The 17,520-nt window shown below is 46.0% G+C and carries 16 protein-coding genes; 12 read left to right on the forward strand and 4 right to left on the reverse strand.

The genetic code is table 11. From position 1 onward, the window contains the following. Positions 1-70: 70 nt before the first annotated feature. Complete coding sequence (locus RE317_RS12750) at positions 71-2,422, forward strand: glycoside hydrolase family 127 protein (RefSeq protein ID WP_117849135.1); 2,352 nt, start codon at positions 71-73, stop codon at positions 2,420-2,422. A gap of 52 nt (positions 2,423-2,474) precedes the next feature. Here RE317_RS12750 and RE317_RS12755 read toward each other — a convergent pair whose 3' ends face one another. Both RE317_RS12755 and RE317_RS12760 read right to left on the reverse strand, forming a co-directional pair. After that, a complete protein-coding gene (locus RE317_RS12755) occupies positions 2,475-2,816 on the reverse strand; it encodes a type II toxin-antitoxin system RelE/ParE family toxin (protein ID WP_005840761.1) in 342 nt (113 codons plus the stop codon). Then, the gene (locus tag RE317_RS12760; RefSeq protein WP_005850911.1) at positions 2,806-3,081 is read right to left on the reverse strand and encodes a hypothetical protein; all 276 of its coding nucleotides are present in this window, start codon (positions 3,079-3,081) and stop codon (positions 2,806-2,808) included. Before RE317_RS12760 ends, RE317_RS12755 begins: the two co-directional genes overlap by 11 nt. 171 nt (positions 3,082-3,252) lie before the next feature. On the opposite strand from RE317_RS12760, the gene RE317_RS12765 reads away from it, so the two are divergent. From RE317_RS12765 to RE317_RS12780, 4 genes are all read left to right on the forward strand, one after another. Continuing rightward, complete coding sequence (locus tag RE317_RS12765) at positions 3,253-4,455, forward strand: exonuclease SbcCD subunit D C-terminal domain-containing protein (RefSeq protein ID WP_005840765.1); 1,203 nt, start codon at positions 3,253-3,255, stop codon at positions 4,453-4,455. After that, positions 4,452-7,535 (forward strand): AAA family ATPase, encoded by a 3,084-nt coding sequence (locus RE317_RS12770; RefSeq protein WP_303266248.1) that lies wholly within the window; start codon positions 4,452-4,454, stop codon positions 7,533-7,535. The genes RE317_RS12765 and RE317_RS12770 overlap by 4 nt, the downstream gene beginning before the upstream one ends. Positions 7,536-7,583: 48 nt before the next feature. Continuing rightward, on the forward strand, positions 7,584-8,036 hold the full coding sequence (locus RE317_RS12775; RefSeq protein ID WP_005850918.1) for a hypothetical protein: 453 nt from the start codon (positions 7,584-7,586) through the stop codon (positions 8,034-8,036). A gap of 270 nt (positions 8,037-8,306) precedes the next feature. Further along, entirely contained in the window at positions 8,307-8,723 is a 417-nt protein-coding gene (locus RE317_RS12780; RefSeq protein ID WP_224205191.1) for a hypothetical protein, read from the forward strand. A gap of 251 nt (positions 8,724-8,974) precedes the next feature. Here RE317_RS12780 and RE317_RS12785 read toward each other — a convergent pair whose 3' ends face one another. Then, a complete protein-coding gene (locus RE317_RS12785; RefSeq protein ID WP_005850920.1) occupies positions 8,975-10,285 on the reverse strand; it encodes an acyloxyacyl hydrolase in 1,311 nt (436 codons plus the stop codon). Positions 10,286-10,456: 171 nt separating this feature from the next. Then, positions 10,457-11,329 (reverse strand): NAD kinase, encoded by an 873-nt coding sequence (locus RE317_RS12790; RefSeq protein WP_005840775.1) that lies wholly within the window; start codon positions 11,327-11,329, stop codon positions 10,457-10,459. Between the two features lie 118 nt (positions 11,330-11,447). Here RE317_RS12790 and RE317_RS12795 point away from each other — a divergent pair, with 118 nt between their 5' ends. The 7 genes from RE317_RS12795 to recG are packed head-to-tail and all read left to right on the forward strand — an operon-like array spanning position 11,448 to position 17,515. Beyond that, positions 11,448-12,164 (forward strand): pyridoxine 5'-phosphate synthase, encoded by a 717-nt coding sequence (locus RE317_RS12795; protein ID WP_005840777.1) that lies wholly within the window; start codon positions 11,448-11,450, stop codon positions 12,162-12,164. Further along, positions 12,161-12,877, forward strand: a complete 717-nt coding sequence (locus RE317_RS12800) for a MotA/TolQ/ExbB proton channel family protein (RefSeq protein ID WP_005840779.1) — start codon at positions 12,161-12,163, stop codon at positions 12,875-12,877. Before RE317_RS12795 ends, RE317_RS12800 begins: the two co-directional genes overlap by 4 nt. Positions 12,878-12,883: 6 nt before the next feature. Beyond that, complete coding sequence (locus RE317_RS12805) at positions 12,884-13,303, forward strand: biopolymer transporter ExbD (protein ID WP_008781468.1); 420 nt, start codon at positions 12,884-12,886, stop codon at positions 13,301-13,303. Between the two features lie 9 nt (positions 13,304-13,312). Then, entirely contained in the window at positions 13,313-14,206 is an 894-nt protein-coding gene (locus RE317_RS12810; protein ID WP_005850928.1) for a TonB family protein, read from the forward strand. A 3-nt stretch (positions 14,207-14,209) separates the two neighbouring features. Beyond that, entirely contained in the window at positions 14,210-14,761 is a 552-nt protein-coding gene (locus RE317_RS12815; protein WP_005840787.1) for a DJ-1 family glyoxalase III, read from the forward strand. Next, on the forward strand, positions 14,758-15,417 hold the full coding sequence (locus tag RE317_RS12820) for a 2-C-methyl-D-erythritol 4-phosphate cytidylyltransferase (protein ID WP_005850931.1): 660 nt from the start codon (positions 14,758-14,760) through the stop codon (positions 15,415-15,417). Before RE317_RS12815 ends, RE317_RS12820 begins: the two co-directional genes overlap by 4 nt. A gap of 1 nt (position 15,418) precedes the next feature. Further along, positions 15,419-17,515 carry an ATP-dependent DNA helicase RecG gene (gene recG, locus RE317_RS12825; RefSeq protein WP_117849133.1) on the forward strand — a complete coding sequence of 699 codons (2,097 nt, stop codon included), beginning with the start codon at positions 15,419-15,421 and terminating at the stop codon, positions 17,513-17,515. Positions 17,516-17,520 lie beyond the last annotated feature (5 nt).

Genomic DNA, 17,520 nt, shown 5'->3' on the forward strand with positions numbered 1-17,520 from the left:
AACTTGTTTTGCCGGAACAGCCGAATAGTTGTATCTTTGAATCATAAAAATACATAAGAGTGATAATACTATGAATTTACTTAAAACCATTTTATCCACTTCCGTTTTTGCTATAGCTTCTGTAGCTTTGCATGCTCAGCTACCCGCAAAAGTAGAAAGTTTTCCAGTCAGGGATGTGCGGCTCACCGCCAGCCCTTTCAAACACGCAGAGGATATGGATATCCGTTATCTGCTGGGAATAGACCCCGACCGTCTGTTAGCTCCTTATTTGAAGGAAGCTGGTCTTTCCCCTAAAGCCGAAAATTATACCAATTGGGAAAATACAGGGCTGGACGGTCATATTGGCGGACATTATTTATCGGCCCTTTCCTATATGTATGCCGCTACGGGAAATAAGGAGATCAAGGCGCGTCTGGATTATATGATAAGTGAACTGAAACGCTGTCAGGATGCCGCCGGTGACGGTTATCTGTGTGGAGTTCCAAACGGGCGCAAAATGTGGAAAGAAATAGAGGAAGGAAACATTCGCGCGTCCGGTTTCGGATTGAACGACCGCTGGGTTCCTCTTTACAATATTCATAAAATATATGCCGGCCTTCGTGATGCAACTCTTCAGACCGATAGCCGGGAGGCAAAGGAAATGTTGGTGAAACTCACGGACTGGATGATTCGTCTGGTATCCAAGTTGAGCGATGAACAGATACAGGATATGCTGCGCAGCGAACATGGAGGGCTGAACGAAACATTTGCCGATGTGGCCGCTATCACCGGCGACAAACGCTACTTGAAACTGGCTCACCAATTTTCTCATCACACCGTGTTGCAGCCTTTGTTGAGACAGGAGGATAAACTGACTGGTATGCACGCCAATAACCAAATACCGAAAGTGATAGGTTTCAAACGTATTGCCGATTTGGAAGGCAACCGGGACTGGAGCGAGGCCGCCCGCTATTTCTGGGAAACAGTGGTAAACCATCGAAGCATCACCATCGGAGGTAACAGTGTGCGTGAGCATTTTCATCCGGCTGATGATTTCAGCAGTATGCTCACCAGCGAGCAGGGGCCTGAGACTTGTAACACCTACAATATGCTCCGCCTTACAAAAATGCTGTATGAAACGAGTGCGGACGTTCATTTTATGGATTATTACGAACGGGCGCTTTATAACCATATCCTTTCCACGCAAGATCCTGTGCAAGGCGGATTTGTTTATTTTACCCCGATGCGTGCCGGTCATTACAGGGTCTATTCGCAGCCTCAGACCAGTTTCTGGTGTTGTGTGGGATCGGGGATGGAAAATCATGCCCGTTATGGTGAAATGATTTATGGACACAAGGATAATAATCTGTATGTCAATCTTTTCATTCCGTCTACCTTGCGCTGGGGAGATACCCAAATTGAGCAACAGACGGCTTTTCCCGATGAGGAGGGGAGTACTCTTGTTATTTCTCCGGAAAAGGGAAAGAAAGAATTTACCCTTCTTTTCCGTATTCCCGAATGGACGAAGCCGGAAGCATTACGCTTGTCTGTTAATGGTAAACGGCAGAACGTAACGGTCAAAGAGGGATATGTTAGCCTGAACCGTACTTGGTCAAAAGGTGACAAAGTAAGGCTGGAACTGCCGATGCATTTGCGTGCCATTGCACTGCCGGATGGTTCTGCCAACTATTCCATCTTATATGGACCGATTGTGCTGGCCGCCCGGTTGGGCAAGCAAAATCAGGATGGTATGTTTGCCGATGACAGTCGTGGCGGACACATTGCTGCCGGACCGCGCCTGCCTTTACAAACGATGCCTGTCATTGTGGGGGATAAGAACAATCTTCTTTCTCATCTGAAAAAAGTGGAAGGTAAGCCGTTGACATTTACATTGTCCGGAGTTTATCCCGAACGCTATGAGGGTATGATTGTGGAACCGTTTTTCCGTTTATATGAGTGCCGGTATATGGTCTATTGGCCTGTGCTGTCCGTACAGGAGTTGCAGGCAAGGCAGGAACAGTTGGCAAAAGAGGAAAAGGAGCGTGCCGCATTGGATGGTATGACCGCCGATAAAGTGATTTGTGGGGAACAACAACCGGAAAGCGACCATTTCATCCGGATGGAGAATTCCCGTACGGGGGATGATGAAGGGATTCACTGGCGTGAGGCGGCCGGTTGGTTCAGTTATCGTATGAAGACGAACGGAAAGCAGGTCAATAAAGTGCGTATCCGGTTCCGTTCCGAGATTCGTAAGGATGCAAAAGTATGGATAAACGGGCAGGAAGTAGGACGATTGGCTGGTAAACCGGCTTCGGATGTATCGGTTGGGATATTTGATGTACCTGCATCTATGCAATCCAATGAGCAACTGGAGATAAAGATCGGTAAAGGAAATGAGAAAGTGACTCCGCATATTTATGAGGTGCGGCTGGTGACTGAATGATGATAGATATACAAACCGGCCATGCCTCAGTTGGCATGACCGGTTCGTCTTTTCAGATAATTCCGTTGTCTTTCAAGACCGCTTGTAACTCTTTATCAGTGATATTCTCACGCTCTGATTTATCATAAATGAAATGTAAGCCAATCTCTTTTTCTTCTTTGGATAGAGTGGCGATGAGAGTGATCACTCTTGCTCCACCTCTTTTCCCTTTTCCTTTTGATGCTATACTCATGCGTACTTTGTGTAGGCCATTGCCTAAATCAGTACCCATGTCAGGGTTCTGCATGAGTTCTGCGGCTAAAATTGTCAAGTCTTGCTTCAATGATTTATATCGCTTGGAAAGTTTCTTAACTTCTTTTTCGAAGTGGCGATATACTTTGATTTTATAGTTCATTGAGCAATTCTTCTATGGGACGGCCTTTCAGCTTTCCTTCACGCATCAGTTTGATGTCTTTGCAAGCCTCGGACAGCCCGTCCATTATTTCACTTTTGGTCATGTAGGGTTCTTCATCCTCTGCCACCATGGTAGAAACAGATTCCATTTCCTTTTTAGCATGAACAAGAGTCTTCCTTACAGACTCCAACACCTTTACATTCTTGATGTCCAAGATTTCCCGAATCAGTTCGTTTTGTATTGATTCCAATGTGATTGTACTCATGACGTTCTCCTTTCTTCTTATTATTTATCTCGTATGGCAAAGATAGCGAAAAGGTGGCATGTCTGCTTGTTTTCTGCATGAAAAATAGTTTTCATTTAGAGGTTGTACCTAAAAGAAATACCTTTTTTCATTTAGTTTTCCTATTTTTGCAGGAAACAAACCGAACAGCTAATGAAAATTCTCCATACAGCAGACTGGCATCTGGGCCAGACTTTTTATGAATACGACCGGCGGGAAGAGCATCTCCATTTTCTAGAATGGCTGAAACAGCAGATAAGACAGCATGAAATAGATGTATTGTTGATAGCAGGTGATGTATTCGACAGCCCGAACCCTTCGGCGGAATCACAACGAATGTATTATCGTTTTCTAAGAGAAGTTACGTCCGAAAACCCTTCTTTGCAAATTATCATCATTGCCGGAAATCATGACTCGGCAGCCCGTTTGGAGGCTCCCAATCCCCTGTTGGAGGATATGAATGTCACCGTTCGCGGTGTCGTGCGCCGCAATGCGGAAGGTGATATAGACTTGCAACACCTGATTGTCCCCCTTTACACAGAAGGGGAAGTGACCGCCTATTGCCTTGCCGTCCCCTATCTGCGTCAGGGGGATTATCCTTCGGCTGAAAATTACTCAAAAGGAGTCCAACTGCTTTATGAGCAGCTTTTCAATGAAGTGAAGGAGAAAGGACTTCCCGTTATCGCCATGGGACATCTGCAAGCCACCGGCTCGGAAATCTCGGAGGACGACCGTTCGGAACGTACCGTTATCGGAGGCTTGGAATGTGTATCCCCCGATGCTTTTGATGAGGCTATCGCCTATACTGCATTGGGGCATCTGCATCGCTCCCAGCGTGTGTCCCATCGGGAGAATGTGCGTTATTCCGGAACTCCTATGCCCATGTCTTTTGCTGAGAGGAACAATGCTTCGGGAGTGGTCATGATAACGATAAGTGCTGAGGGTACCGGCATAGAGAGATTGGCATTTGAACCGCTAGCCGGCGTGATGAGTATTCCTCGTCAGGCCCGTCCGCTGGAAGAAGTGCTGCAAGCCATCGGCGATTTGCCCGATGGGGATGTCACGTTGCGGTCGCCCTATCTGGAAATAAAGATTTTGATGACCGAGCCGGAACCTTCTTATAAGTATAAGATAGAGGAAGCGTTGAAAGGAAAAGCAGTCCGCCTGGCACGCATCGCCGCTATGCTTCCACAAAAAAAGGCAAGCGGCATTGTCGCCACTTCCTACGAGGAGTTGCAAACCATCCGTCCGCTGGATATGGCACTGGATGTCTTTAAACGGAAATATGGAGGGACGGAGATGCCCGATACCATGAAACAATTGCTGGAAAGTGTAATCAAGGAGGCAGGAGTATGAAAATAGTAGCGATAAGAGGAAAGAATCTGGCTTCATTGGAAGGTGAATTTATGATAGACTTTACCGTCGAACCTTTGTGTTCGGCAGGTATATTCGCCATTACGGGCAGTACCGGAGCCGGAAAATCAACCTTGCTGGATGCTTTGTGTCTGGCTTTGTTTGACTGTACGCCACGTATGAACAAGGCGAAAGAGAATAACGTCTCTGTCATGGATGTTGCCGACAGAGGAATTGCACAGAACGATAGCCGTTCCATCCTTCGCCGGGGTACTGCCGAGGGGTATTCGGAAGTGGATTTCGTCGCTTTGACAGGAGAGGTGTTCCGTTCACGCTGGACGGTGCGACGTTCGCGTGGGAAGGTTAGCGGTTCCTTGCAAAAAGTGGAAATGACGTTGACCAACCTTACTTCCGGAGTGGAACAGCAAGGGACGAAGACCGAATTATTATCCCGCATCAGTGAACTGATCGGACTCTCTTTCGAACAGTTCAACCGCTCTGTGTTGCTGGCTCAAGGAGATTTTGCTACCTTCCTGAAGGCTCGTCAGCCTGATAAAGCCGAAATCTTGGAAAAACTGACCGGAACGGAAATTTACTCGCGTATCTCTGCTTCTATTTATGAACGCACCAAGCGGGCGGAAAGTGAATATAAATTATTGCAGGAACGTATCAAAGGCATTGAGTTGCTGACAGATGAGCAATTACAGCAACTTTCGGCTGAAAAGGAAGAATTACAAGTCCGCTTGTCCGTTTCGAAGAAGAAAGAGGAGGCGTTGTCCGGCAAGTTGAAATGGCTGGAAGAAGAAGGACGCTTGAATACAGGATGCATACAGGCGGAAGAATCACTTTCCGGCATCAGAAAAGAAATAGAAGTCGCCCGTCCGCGTTATGAACTGTTGGCCCGTATAGAGCAGGCTCAGGATATCCGCGATGTGTATATGGAACAGCGTAACGTCCGGAAGCAGATAGATGCCGGTCGTTCCCGGTTAGGCGAAATAGAGGTTGCCATCCGGCAGAATGCGGCTTTACAGACTTCCGCGAACGTGCAGTGGGCAGATGCTCAGAAGGAGCTGGCGGAATTTAAGGCCTATTTGTCGCAGCAAGAACCGCAATTGGATAAAGCCAGAGCATTGGATGTGCAGTTGGTGGAAAATAGAAAGCAATTAGCGGAAAGTCAGAAAGAAGCGGCTTTGGCATTGCAGGCTAAAGATAATCTGCATCAATCCGTTTGTAAGACAGAGAAGGATATAAGTTTGTTGATGGAGAAGCAAACCGCCTTGCAAACCTGGTTTGAACAATATACTGCTTATTCCCAATTGATTCCTGCCGTTGAACTGATTACCAGCTTGCTTACCAATCTGGAAATGGCAAGGGCGCAAAGCGTATCGAACCGTCAACTGCTGGATAAAGTAAAGAAAGCGAGTGAAGCGGAGGAACAGCGGTTGAAATCGGTACAACAGGAAGCCGAGCGTCTGAACCGACTGTTGCCGGCAGAGGTGCTGTTGCTTCGTGAGCAGTTGGAGGAAGGAAAGCCATGCCCGGTCTGCGGGAGTTTCCATCATCCGATGAGGGAACAGACCAATGTCCAATCCTTGCAGGAAGAGGAACTGAACCGTGCGAAAGAACAGGTTGCTAAAGAAACGGAACAACTGAAAAACACGCTGAATGCCCGCCAACTGGAGATGGCCCGTCTTTCCGCATTGATTGAAAATTATGTGGCGCAAGTTGATGATACGCTGAAAAAAGTAGAAACATACGTATCCATTATTCCCAATTGGAAAGATTTGTTGGAGCAGGGCACATTGAAACATTATGTCCAGCAATTCGGCAGGCAATGGAATGCCCGTTTGCAAGAGCAGACCGAAATAAAAGAGGCTCTTACCTCAAAATCAGCCCAAAGAGATAGTTTGAAAAAAGAAGAAGCCAATGCCATTGGTTTGTACGAAGAAAAGAAACAAAAAGAAGAAAGACAGCAGGCAGAATTGAACGAACGTGCTCGTCTGCGGTCTTCCCTGCTGAATGGTGAATCCACCGAAACAGTGGTTGCAACCCATGCAAGACGGCAAAAGGAACTGGAACAACAACTGGAAAAAGCCATGAACTTGCATCATTCTTTAACTGTGCAGGCGGAATCTTACAAAGGGCAGACCGCACAGATGGAAAAGGAATTAGTCCGTCTGACTGCTGTCTTGCAACAAGACGAATTGAAAATAAACGAGTGGCTCACGCTTCAAAAGGAAACGTATGCCGAGTTGGAACAATTGCTTTCCAAAGACAAAAGCTGGATACTGGCTGAGAAACAAGCGTTGGGCACACTGAAAGAGAAGGAAACCACTCTTCAGGCGGTCCTTGCGGAGCGAAGGCAGAAAAGGGAGGAGCATCAGCAAGCTCCTCTGAAACCGGATACCACGGAAAACAAGGAGTCGCTGATTGAAACATTGACTGCCTGCACTGCTGCCAAAGAAATGGAAACCGGACGTTTGGCCCAAATAGAGGTGACGATACAGAACCATATAAAAGGTAAGGAACGCATAGCCGGCATCGAGAAAGAGTTGGAGGAAAAAAACTCTATCTACGAGAATTGGGCGAAACTGAACGAACTGTTCGGTTCCCAGACTGGCGCCAAGTTTAAGGAAATAGCCCAAGGTTATACGCTTGATGTCCTTTTGCTTTATGCCAACAGGCATTTGCAAGACCTTGCCCCCCGTTACGAACTGCAACGCATTCCTGACACGCTGGCCTTGCAGATTGTGGATCTTGATATGATGGGTGAGGTGCGTAGTGTCCATTCCCTTTCGGGCGGGGAATCTTTCTTGGTATCTCTTGCCTTGGCATTGGGCTTGTCTTCCTTGTCCTCCAATCGGATGAATGTGGAATCGTTGTTTATTGACGAAGGTTTCGGATCGCTGGATATGGACACTCTGCGCATTGCGATGGATGCTTTGGAGCGGTTGCAGATGCAAGGGCGTAAGATAGGGGTGATTTCCCATGTGGCGGAGATGATGGAACGTATCCCTGCGCAGGTGCAGGTGGTGAAGACCGGAAGCGGAAGGAGCAAGGTGCAGGTGATGGGACCAATATAAGGATTGTACTCCATTACAGATGACAATAAAATAAAAAAGTGACGGACTATGAAAAAAACATTAATTGGATTATTGGGCTCGACAGTTATATGTGTACTGTTTCTTGCAGGTTGTATTGATGAACATTACGGGGAGGATAGCAATACCATTGTTACCAATCTGACCGGTTATGCATGGGAGAGAACATTTCAGATACGTACTGAGGATGGCAGGGATGCGGAAGTCTGTGAACATTATGAGTTCGGGCTGAATGGTAAGGCTTCCTGTAAATCACGGACGACGTGTGATGGTGAGGAAGTGGAAGAGCATGTACATTATTTCCGATATGATTTTATCACTCCCAATAACAGATATCTTCTTCTGGATTACTGCTACTGGCAGATTGACAGGATCAGTTCTTCAGTATTGAGCATATATGAAACCTTTGAGAATCCTGTGGTTGTGATGGGGCAGACCAGGGAATATAAGAGTTTCTCGGCTGTCCCGTTGGGGGATGACTGATGCGCTATGTCTGATGTGTTTTTAGGAACAGAGGCGTTACAGGCATAAGTGAGGGAAAAATATGATTTTTGTCTCCATATTGAATACTGTTTTTACTTATTGCTTATGAGAATCGGACCGGTGTTTTTGATGGGATTTTGTATTAATGTTATAACTGTACGATTACACCGGAAATTCCATATCAAAGACAAGGACGTTTTTTTAAAAGAACAGGAGCTTTTTCAAAAACAACAGGATGTTTTTGATGCTTTTCTACTCGTATTGCATAACATGGCAAAATACCTTGTTTTTCTTTCAGAAGTTTCAGCCTCTCCGCAAACGTCCTGTTCATCGGCTTTTCGGCTGAAGGATATACACGATAAAATCCTTCAGCCGAAAAAGATCTTTCAGCGTGACAGGGTAAGCGATGTCGTATTGGTTGGTTTTCTATCGGTATTCGGATTTACCTTTATACATTTATTGACTACGGCTGAAAGAAAGAACTACGCGGTTGAAGGATCTCGGTGCATCAATCTGTCAGCCGGAATGCCGATGAACAGGACGTTTGCGGAGAGGCTGAAACTTCTGAAGGATTTTTGGGGGCATTCTTCAAGAGAGGGGTATTTCTCTTCAAAAGATGGATACGCATATCAAAAAGAAGGTGGAAAGACGTTGAAAACTTGTCGCAAGATGTCGCAATTCTTGTAGCAAGTTTTTCGGAATCTTGTAGCAGGATTTGCAGATTCTTGGTATAGGAATATCTTGTTTGATTTTATAGCTGTCCGGTAAAAATGCCGAAGTTCCCCCAAAAAGGTCTAGCTTTGGGATAAACAGATTCGGTTTTAATGGTAAACAAATATGATTGTATCATTCCACAAACATGTAGCTTGTTTGCGATATATATTCCGATAATTTTAGTATATTTTGTAGAATGTGTCTGTGCAAATTAGACGTAGCATTTACCGTCTGTGAAAAGTGGGATACTTATTATTGAACCTGAATCCGAATCCCAGCATCAGATAGTTGGGATCATGGAAATCCTGTAAATTATATCCGATATGAAGGAATGAGTTGCGCGTAACTTCTATCTTCAGTGCCAATATCTGGTAGAAAGATTTTAAATCTCCGCCTGCATGAATCACATTTGTACCCAATCCTATTCCTACTGTGAAGTAAGGCATCACGTACTCGGCACGTCCCGAAACTCCCAGTGCCAGTTGTTTGCCGGCAGACGGCTTGAGGAGCTCATCGCCGTATCCGTCCGGGCTATACACATTCGCACTGCCGTCATAAACCCCGTCTAATGAAATACCCGCACGGAATTTATACCCGAAATTATACATTGGCGCGAAATTAAATCCCAGTACCGGATAAGTTTCAGGAGAAGCAACCATTTGCCCCTCTCCAATCGTTACTCCTTTTCTGCGCCATGAACCGAACAATACCAGGTCATAACTGATATGACGGGGAAATTTAGGTACGGGTGATTGATACAAGGGCTTTGCAAAACATTCTTCTTTTCTATTGATATTGTAAACCAATCCTACCTTTAGTCCGATGGAATTGAGTCCCGCATTCGGGAATTTGGTATTACCGTTAGAGAAATGCGTTACTGCCACACCTGTTGTGAAATCAAATTTGGGAGAAAGCATCCAGTTGAAATAGAAGTTTGTATTCAGATAGGCGTTTACTTTCGAACCTATCACTTTATTATATGGATTCAAATCGCTGTGATATGGTTTCCAGCCAAATGAAGCGCCGAAATTCCATTCATAGTTTAATGACAATCGTTGGTTGAAACGGGCGATACGCGCTCCTTGAAATAAATAGACAGTAAGCGGGTTGCCCAATTGCGGCTTCTCATACATATTGTAGTAGCCCACGCCAATACCTTGGTAGGCCCCTCTGTAAATACGGTCGTTATAGGTGTTCGGATGAAACTGGAATGAGTACTTCAAGTGAAGCGACAGGGAATTCTCTATGGGTTTCCAATTCAGATTTTCTCCTCTGAAAAAGGAACTGGTGGGGAAAATATATCCGGGACGTGCCTCAATGCCGATGCGGTGGATAAAATGACGTTTCAATGACAGGGAATCTACATAAAGCCGGTCGGGGATGTTGGTTTTGTCTGAAATGGAAACCGCTGTTGTGTCTATAGGGTTTCCCTCTGTATATTGATTGATTGTGTCTTTAGCAAAGGTCATGTTACTTAAGAACAGTAATGCATCCAGAAGTATCACGAGTTTCCATTTTTGTATTGTGCCTTTCATATGCCGTGTAATGTTTTTGTGCGTTTTACCGATCTATCGTATGGTCTGATTTTTTTATTTGTGGCACAAATATAATCATAGTATTTGAAAAAAGAAATTTGTTAGATATAAAAAGGTTTTGTATAACCTTGATAACCACTATTTAAACTATTTTGAGGATGGATTGTAATGTCATCCTCTACCATCGGCTCCCCACATCATTTTATTGCGGAGTGTGTTGAAAAAGATATGGCTGTTTCGTTTTACTACATTTATTTTATAGTCGGCTTTGCGGATAGTGAGCCGGCTTCCTTCACGGCAAGTTTCGCTACGTCCGTCGATGGCAATCAGGAAATTGTGGCTGCGGCTCTCTATATCCAATGTGATTTCCCAGTCGTCGTTGATGACAATGGGGCGTACATTCAGGCTATGCGGTGCTACCGGAGTGATGGCGATGGTGTTGCTGTGTGGCACGATGACAGGTCCCCCGATGCTCAGCGAATAGGCTGTAGAACCGGTAGGAGTGGCGATGACCAGCCCGTCCGCCTGGTAGGTGGTGAGATAGGCTCCATTGATGGCTGTGTGGATGGAAATCATGGAAGAACTGTCACGCTTCAGTACCGCTATCTCATTCAGACCGAAAGGGTAACCTTTCAGTTCCTGTTCTTTGCAGGATACTTGCAATACGCTGCGGTCTTCTATCCGGTAGTTTCCATTGTAGATGTCATTGAATGTGTCTTCCATCTCTTCAGGAGAAACATCAGCCAGAAAACCTAATCGTCCGGTGTTGATACCTAGTATGGGAATGTTGCGTGAACCCACACGGCTGGCGGCTTTCAGGAAAGTGCCGTCGCCTCCGATACTTAGTATCATGTCGGCTTCAAAATTATTTCCATCGAAAACACCGGCGTGACGGATGCTTATCTTGAGGTCGTCCGTCAGAAACTCGTAGAACTCCCGGCAGATGTGAACTTCAGCGTTATGTTGTGATAGAATGGATAGCAAACGTTCCACATGAGCCGATTTCTTGGCTTGATAAGTGTTTCCGAAAAGGGCGAATTTCATTGGGCGTATATTCATTAGTTAATTTTATAAATCTTTTGTTTGTCAAAATGGACCAGGTTTTAATAAAACCTGCTAACTTTGCACATCAGAACTGCAAAGATAATAATATATTGCCAAGATGACAAAGTTAAGTGTAAATATAAACAAGGTAGCCACCTTGCGTAATGCCCGGGGAGGCAACAATCCGGACGTGGTGAAAGTAGCCTTGGACTGTGAGGCGTTTGGTGCGGAAGGTATCACTGTACATCCCCGTCCCGATGAACGGCATATCCGCCGCAGCGATGTGTACGAACTTCGTCCGCTGCTTACCACAGAGTTTAACATTGAAGGGTATCCCTCACCGGAGTTCGTTGATCTGGTGCTGAAAGTGAAACCTCATCAAGTAACGTTGGTGCCCGATGCGCCCGATCAGATTACGTCTAATGCCGGATGGGATACCAAGACCAATCTTTCTTTCCTTACCGAACTGATGGATACGTTCGGCCAGGCAGGTATCCGCACCTCTATCTTTGTCGGTACGGACAAGGAGATGATAGAATATGCCGCCAAAGCGGGAGCCGACCGGGTGGAACTTTATACGGAACCATACGCTACGATGTACCCTCGGAATCCCGAAGCGGCCATTGCTCCTTTTATAGAAGCGGCGAAGGTGACACGTAGCCTGGGAATGGGGCTGAATGCAGGTCATGACCTTAGTCTGGTGAATCTGAAATATATGCATACGCATATTCCTTGGCTGGACGAGGTGTCTATCGGTCATGCATTGATAAGCGATGCGCTTTATATGGGATTAAAACAAACTATTGAAGAATATAAAAATTGTCTTCGTTCATGATGAATATCACTTTACTGGCTGCACAGGCGGCTTTGGCGGATACCCTTGCCGGGGGTAATCCCGTATTGACTCCCGTTTCAGAGGAGGCTCGGATGAATCTTTGGGATATGGCGATGAAAGGTGGATGGATCATGCTTGTGCTGGCATTGTTGTCTGTCGTCTGTTTTTATATTTTCTTTGAACGCATGGCGGTTATCCGCAAGGCGGGGAAGGATGATCCTTTGTTTATGGAACGTATTCGTGATTATATCCGCACGGGTGAGATAAAGTCGGCTATAAACTATTGCCGCATCACCAATACTCCTTCTGCCCGTATGATTGAGAAAGGTATTACCCGTATGGGACGTCCTGTTGCCGATGTGCAGGCTGCTATCGAAAATTCCGGCAATATAGAAGTGGCAAAACTGGAGAACGGACTGCCTGTTGTGGCGACTATTGCCGGCGGTGCTCCGATGATTGGTTTCCTTGGTACTGTAACCGGTATGGTGCAGGCTTTTTGGGAAATGTCCAATGCCGGGAACAACATTGATATCACGTTGCTTTCAGGAGGTATTTATGAAGCGATGATTACTACTGTGGGTGGTCTGGTTGTGGGTATTGCGGCTATGTTTGCCTATAATTATCTGGTAACCCGTGTGGACAAGGTGGTAAGTCAAATGGAAGCGCGTACCATGGACTTCATGGATTTACTGAACGAACCCGTTCAAAAGTAATAGCGTATGGCACTGAAAAGAAGACATAAAATATCACCTAACTTCAGTATGGCGTCTATGACAGACATCATATTCCTGTTGCTGATATTCTTCATGATTACCTCTACCATGGTGTCGCCCAATGCCATCAAGGTATTGCTTCCGCAAGGCAGGCAGCAGACTTCGGCAAAGCCGCTTACGAGGGTAATCATTGACAAGAACCTGAACTTCTATACTGCTTTCGGCAATGAGGATGAAATGCCGATAGACTTGGAAGAACTGCCCGCATTCCTGCAAAGGTGTGCCGAGAAGGAACCCGATATGTATGTGGCTCTTTATGCGGATGAGGCTGTGCCTTACCGCGAAATAGTAAGGGTACTGAATATTGCTAATGAAAATCACTTCAAGATGGTGTTGGCTACACGTCCGCCTGAGAAGAAACGTTAAGCTGTAAGCATGAAGAAAAATAAGATAACAGGACTGATTGGTACGGCTGTACTGCATATACTTCTCCTTATCCTGCTGCTGGTGATTGCTATCCGCCGTCCGCAGGTTCAGGAAGAGGGGGGTGTTCCTGTTATGCTGGGAAATACAGAGCTTTCTCAAGGGAATGCCGACCCTTATACGCTGACGGATATAGATATAATGAATGAGCCTGAGGCTCCGGCTCCCGATGTATCTGAACCGGAAACGGTTCCTCCCGTTGAAGCGAAAGAGGAAATCATCACGCAGACAGAAGAGGAAACGGTGGCAGTCCCTAAAAAGGAACCTAAAAAAGAAACCCCTAAAAAAGAAAAACCCAAGAAGGAAACTCCTAAAAAGGACGTACCGAAAAAGGAGGCGGTGAAGCCGAAAGAGAAGACTGAGGCCGAGAAACGCGCTGAAGCAGAAAAAGCGGCGGCTGAGAAGAAAGCGGCTGCCGAAAGGGCGGCAGCGGAAGCGGCGGCGAAGAAGATAGCCGGTGCTTTTGGCAAGGGAACTCAAATGGGAAATAAAGGAACCGGTACCACAGGCTCCGGTCTGGAGGGCAGTCCGACGGGAAACTCTTCGGAAGGGAAGTCCGGCGGAGTGGGCGGTTACGGAACATTTGACCTCAACGGACGTTCTTTGGGTAGTGGCGGTTTGCCGATGCCTGTCTATAATGTGCAGGATGAGGGACGGGTGGTAGTGACTATTACCGTAAATCCCGCAGGACAGGTGATAAGTACCAGTATCAACAAACGTACCAATACAGTAAACGCTTCGTTGCGGAAGGCGGCGGAAGAGGCCGCCCGTAAAGCACGCTTTAACCAAGTGGACGGAGTGAATAACCAGACAGGTACTATTACATATTACTTTAAACTGAAGTAGCTTATGAAAACAATTTATGTATTTTTGGCAGAAGGCTTCGAGGAAGTGGAGGCGCTGACCCCGGTAGATGTGTTGAGACGTGCAGGTTTGCCTGTGAAGACTGTTTCCGTAACAGGTGTGCTGACCGTAAACGGTGCGCATGGTGTTCCGGTAGTAGCCGATATGGTGTTTGAAGAAGTAAAAGAAGGGGATGCGGAGATGATTGTATTGCCTGGTGGTCTGCCCGGAGCGACAAATCTGGATGCTCACGAAGGTTTGGGCAAGTTGATTATGACATTTGCTGAAGCCGGACGTCCGTTGTCTGCCATCTGTGCCGCTCCGTTGGTATATGGAAAGCGTGGTTTGTTGAAAGGTAAGAAAGTAACTTGCTATCCGGGATTCGAAAAGTATCTGGAAGGTGCTGAGTATACGGCCGCTTTGGTAGAGAAAGACGGTAATTTTATTACCGGTAAAGGCCCCGGTGCCGCTATGGCATTCTCATTTGCCATTGCCGAGAAATATGTCGGTGCGGAAAAGGTGACAGAATTGAAGCAAGGGATGATGATTGCAGAATGAACAGGCATGTCATTATAGTTGCAGGAGGCAAAGGGTTGCGTATGGGAGGGGATATTCCCAAACAGTTTTTGCCTGTAGGGGGCAAACCTGTGTTGATGCGTACCATAGAGGCTTTTTACGCTTTTGATTCTTCTATACATATTATATTAGTTCTTCCGGTGAGCCAGCAGGCTTACTGGAAAGATCTTTGTGAAACGTATCATTTTGCTTTGCGTCATGATATTGCCGATGGGGGCGAAACTCGTTTCCATTCTGTAAAGAATGGGTTGGCATACGTGAAGGGAGAAGGCTTGGTAGGTGTTCATGATGGCGTGCGTCCTTTTGTTTCCCGGGAAGTGATAGCCGGATGTTATGAGGCAGCGCAGACTAAGCAAGCGGTTATTCCTGTAATTGATGTGGTGGAAACCGTGCGTCATCTTACGAAGCCGGGAAGTGAAACGGTTCCGCGTAATGACTATAAACTGGTTCAGACTCCTCAGGTCTTTGAAGTGCAGCTGTTGAAAGAGGCATATCAACAGGAATATACGGATGCCTTTACTGATGATGCTTCTGTAGTGGAGGCGATGGGCAGGGAGGTCTGTCTGGTGCAGGGAAATAGAGAAAATATTAAATTAACCACCCCTTTTGATTTGAAAATAGCGGAAGTCTTAATTTGAAATGTTCGATATCACTACGCGTGACATAAAATATTTGCAAGGAGTAGGCCCGCAGCGTGCAACCGTCTTGAACAAGGAATTGAATCTTTTTTCCTTGCATGATTTGTTGTACTATTTTCCATATAAATATGTAGACCGCAGCCGCCTTTATTATATCCATGAAATAGACGGAAATATGCCTTATATCCAGTTGAAAGGCGAAATCCTCAGTTTTGAGACTTTGGGTGAGGGAAGACAGCGCAGACTTGTCGGTCATTTTTCTGATGGTACGGGCATCATTGATTTAGTTTGGTTTCAAGGAATTAAATATCTGCTAGAGCATTATAAGACCAGGACAGAGTATATTGTCTTTGGTAAACCGACCGTATTCAATGGCCGTATCAATGTGGCTCATCCCGATATGGATCCTTCAGGCGAACTTACCTTATCTACGATGGGGTTGCAGCCTTATTATAACACAACGGAAAGGATGAAGCGCGGTTTCTTGAACTCTCATGGGCTGGAGAAGTTGATGAAGAATGCGCTTGCCCTGCTACAGGAACCTCTTGCTGAAACATTGCCCCCTCGGTTAGTGGAGGAGCATCATTTAATGTCTTTGGATGAGGCCATCCGTAATATTCATTTCCCCAAGAATCCCGAATTGCTGCGGAAGGCCCAATATCGTTTGAAGTTTGAAGAGCTGTTCTATGTGCAGCTCAATATTCTACGTTACAGTAAAGACAGGCAGCGTAAATATCGGGGCCTGCGTTTTGAACGGGTGGGTGAGATCTTTAATACTTTTTATTCACAGAATCTTCCTTTTGAACTGACCGGAGCGCAAAAACGGGTGATAAAGGAGATAAGAAAAGATATGGGAAGCGGACGGCAGATGAACCGTTTGCTGCAAGGTGACGTGGGAAGTGGGAAAACATTGGTGGCCTTGATGTCCATGCTTATCGCACTGGATAATGGCTATCAGGCATGTATGATGGCTCCTACAGAGATTCTTGCCGCCCAACATTATGAAACCATTCGGAAATTCCTGTTTGGCATGGATGTGCGCGTGGAACTTTTAATGGGATCTGTCAAAGGAAAGAAGCGTGAGAAGATATTGAAGGATTTGCTGACGGGGGATGTTCAGATTCTTATAGGCACGCATGCCGTTTTGGAAGATACTGTGGGCTTTTCTTCTTTAGGAATGGTGATTATAGACGAGCAACATCGTTTCGGAGTGGCTCAGCGTGCCAAGTTATGGAGCAAGAATGTTTGTCCGCCTCATGTGCTGGTCATGACGGCTACCCCTATTCCCCGTACCTTGGCTATGACACTGTATGGTGATCTTGATGTATCAGTTATTGACGAATTGCCGCCGGGCCGTAAACCCATCCAGACTATCCATCAGTTTGACAATCGCCGTGCCAGTCTTTATGCTTCCATTCGCAAACAGATAGAAGAAGGGCGGCAAATCTATATTGTTTATCCTTTGATAAAGGAGAGTGAAAAAATGGATATCAAGAATCTGGAAGAGGGGTATGAACTGATTTGTGCGGAATTTCCCGATTGCCAGGTCAGCAAGGTGCATGGTAAGATGAAACCGGCGGAGAAGGATGCTGAGATGCAGCGTTTCGTTAGTGGTGAAACCCAGATTATGGTGGCCACTACAGTGATTGAGGTCGGGGTGAATGTCCCGAATGCCTCGGTGATGGTCATTGAAAACGCCGAACGTTTCGGACTTTCACAATTGCATCAGTTGCGTGGGCGTGTGGGACGTGGAGCTGATCAGTCTTATTGTATTTTGGTCACCACTTACAAACTGACCGAAGAAACTCGCAAGCGGCTTGAAATAATGGTACAGACCAATGATGGTTTCGAGATAGCGGAAGCCGATTTGAAGTTGCGCGGTCCCGGTGACTTGGAGGGAACCCAGCAGAGTGGTGTCGCTTTTGACTTGAAGATAGCCGATATTGCCCGTGACGGTCAATTATTGCAATATGTCCGTGATGTGGCAAATCGTATTGTAGATGAAGACCCCGCAGGAATTCGTCCGGAAAATGCTATTCTTTGGCAGCAATTGCAAGCATTGCGTAAAACAAATATAAATTGGGCGGCTATCTCTTAGTTTAT

It is taken from the genome of Phocaeicola sp. GP0067 (genome assembly GCF_031119655.1).
Taxonomy (GTDB): Bacteria; Bacteroidota; Bacteroidia; order Bacteroidales; family Bacteroidaceae; genus Phocaeicola; species Phocaeicola vulgatus.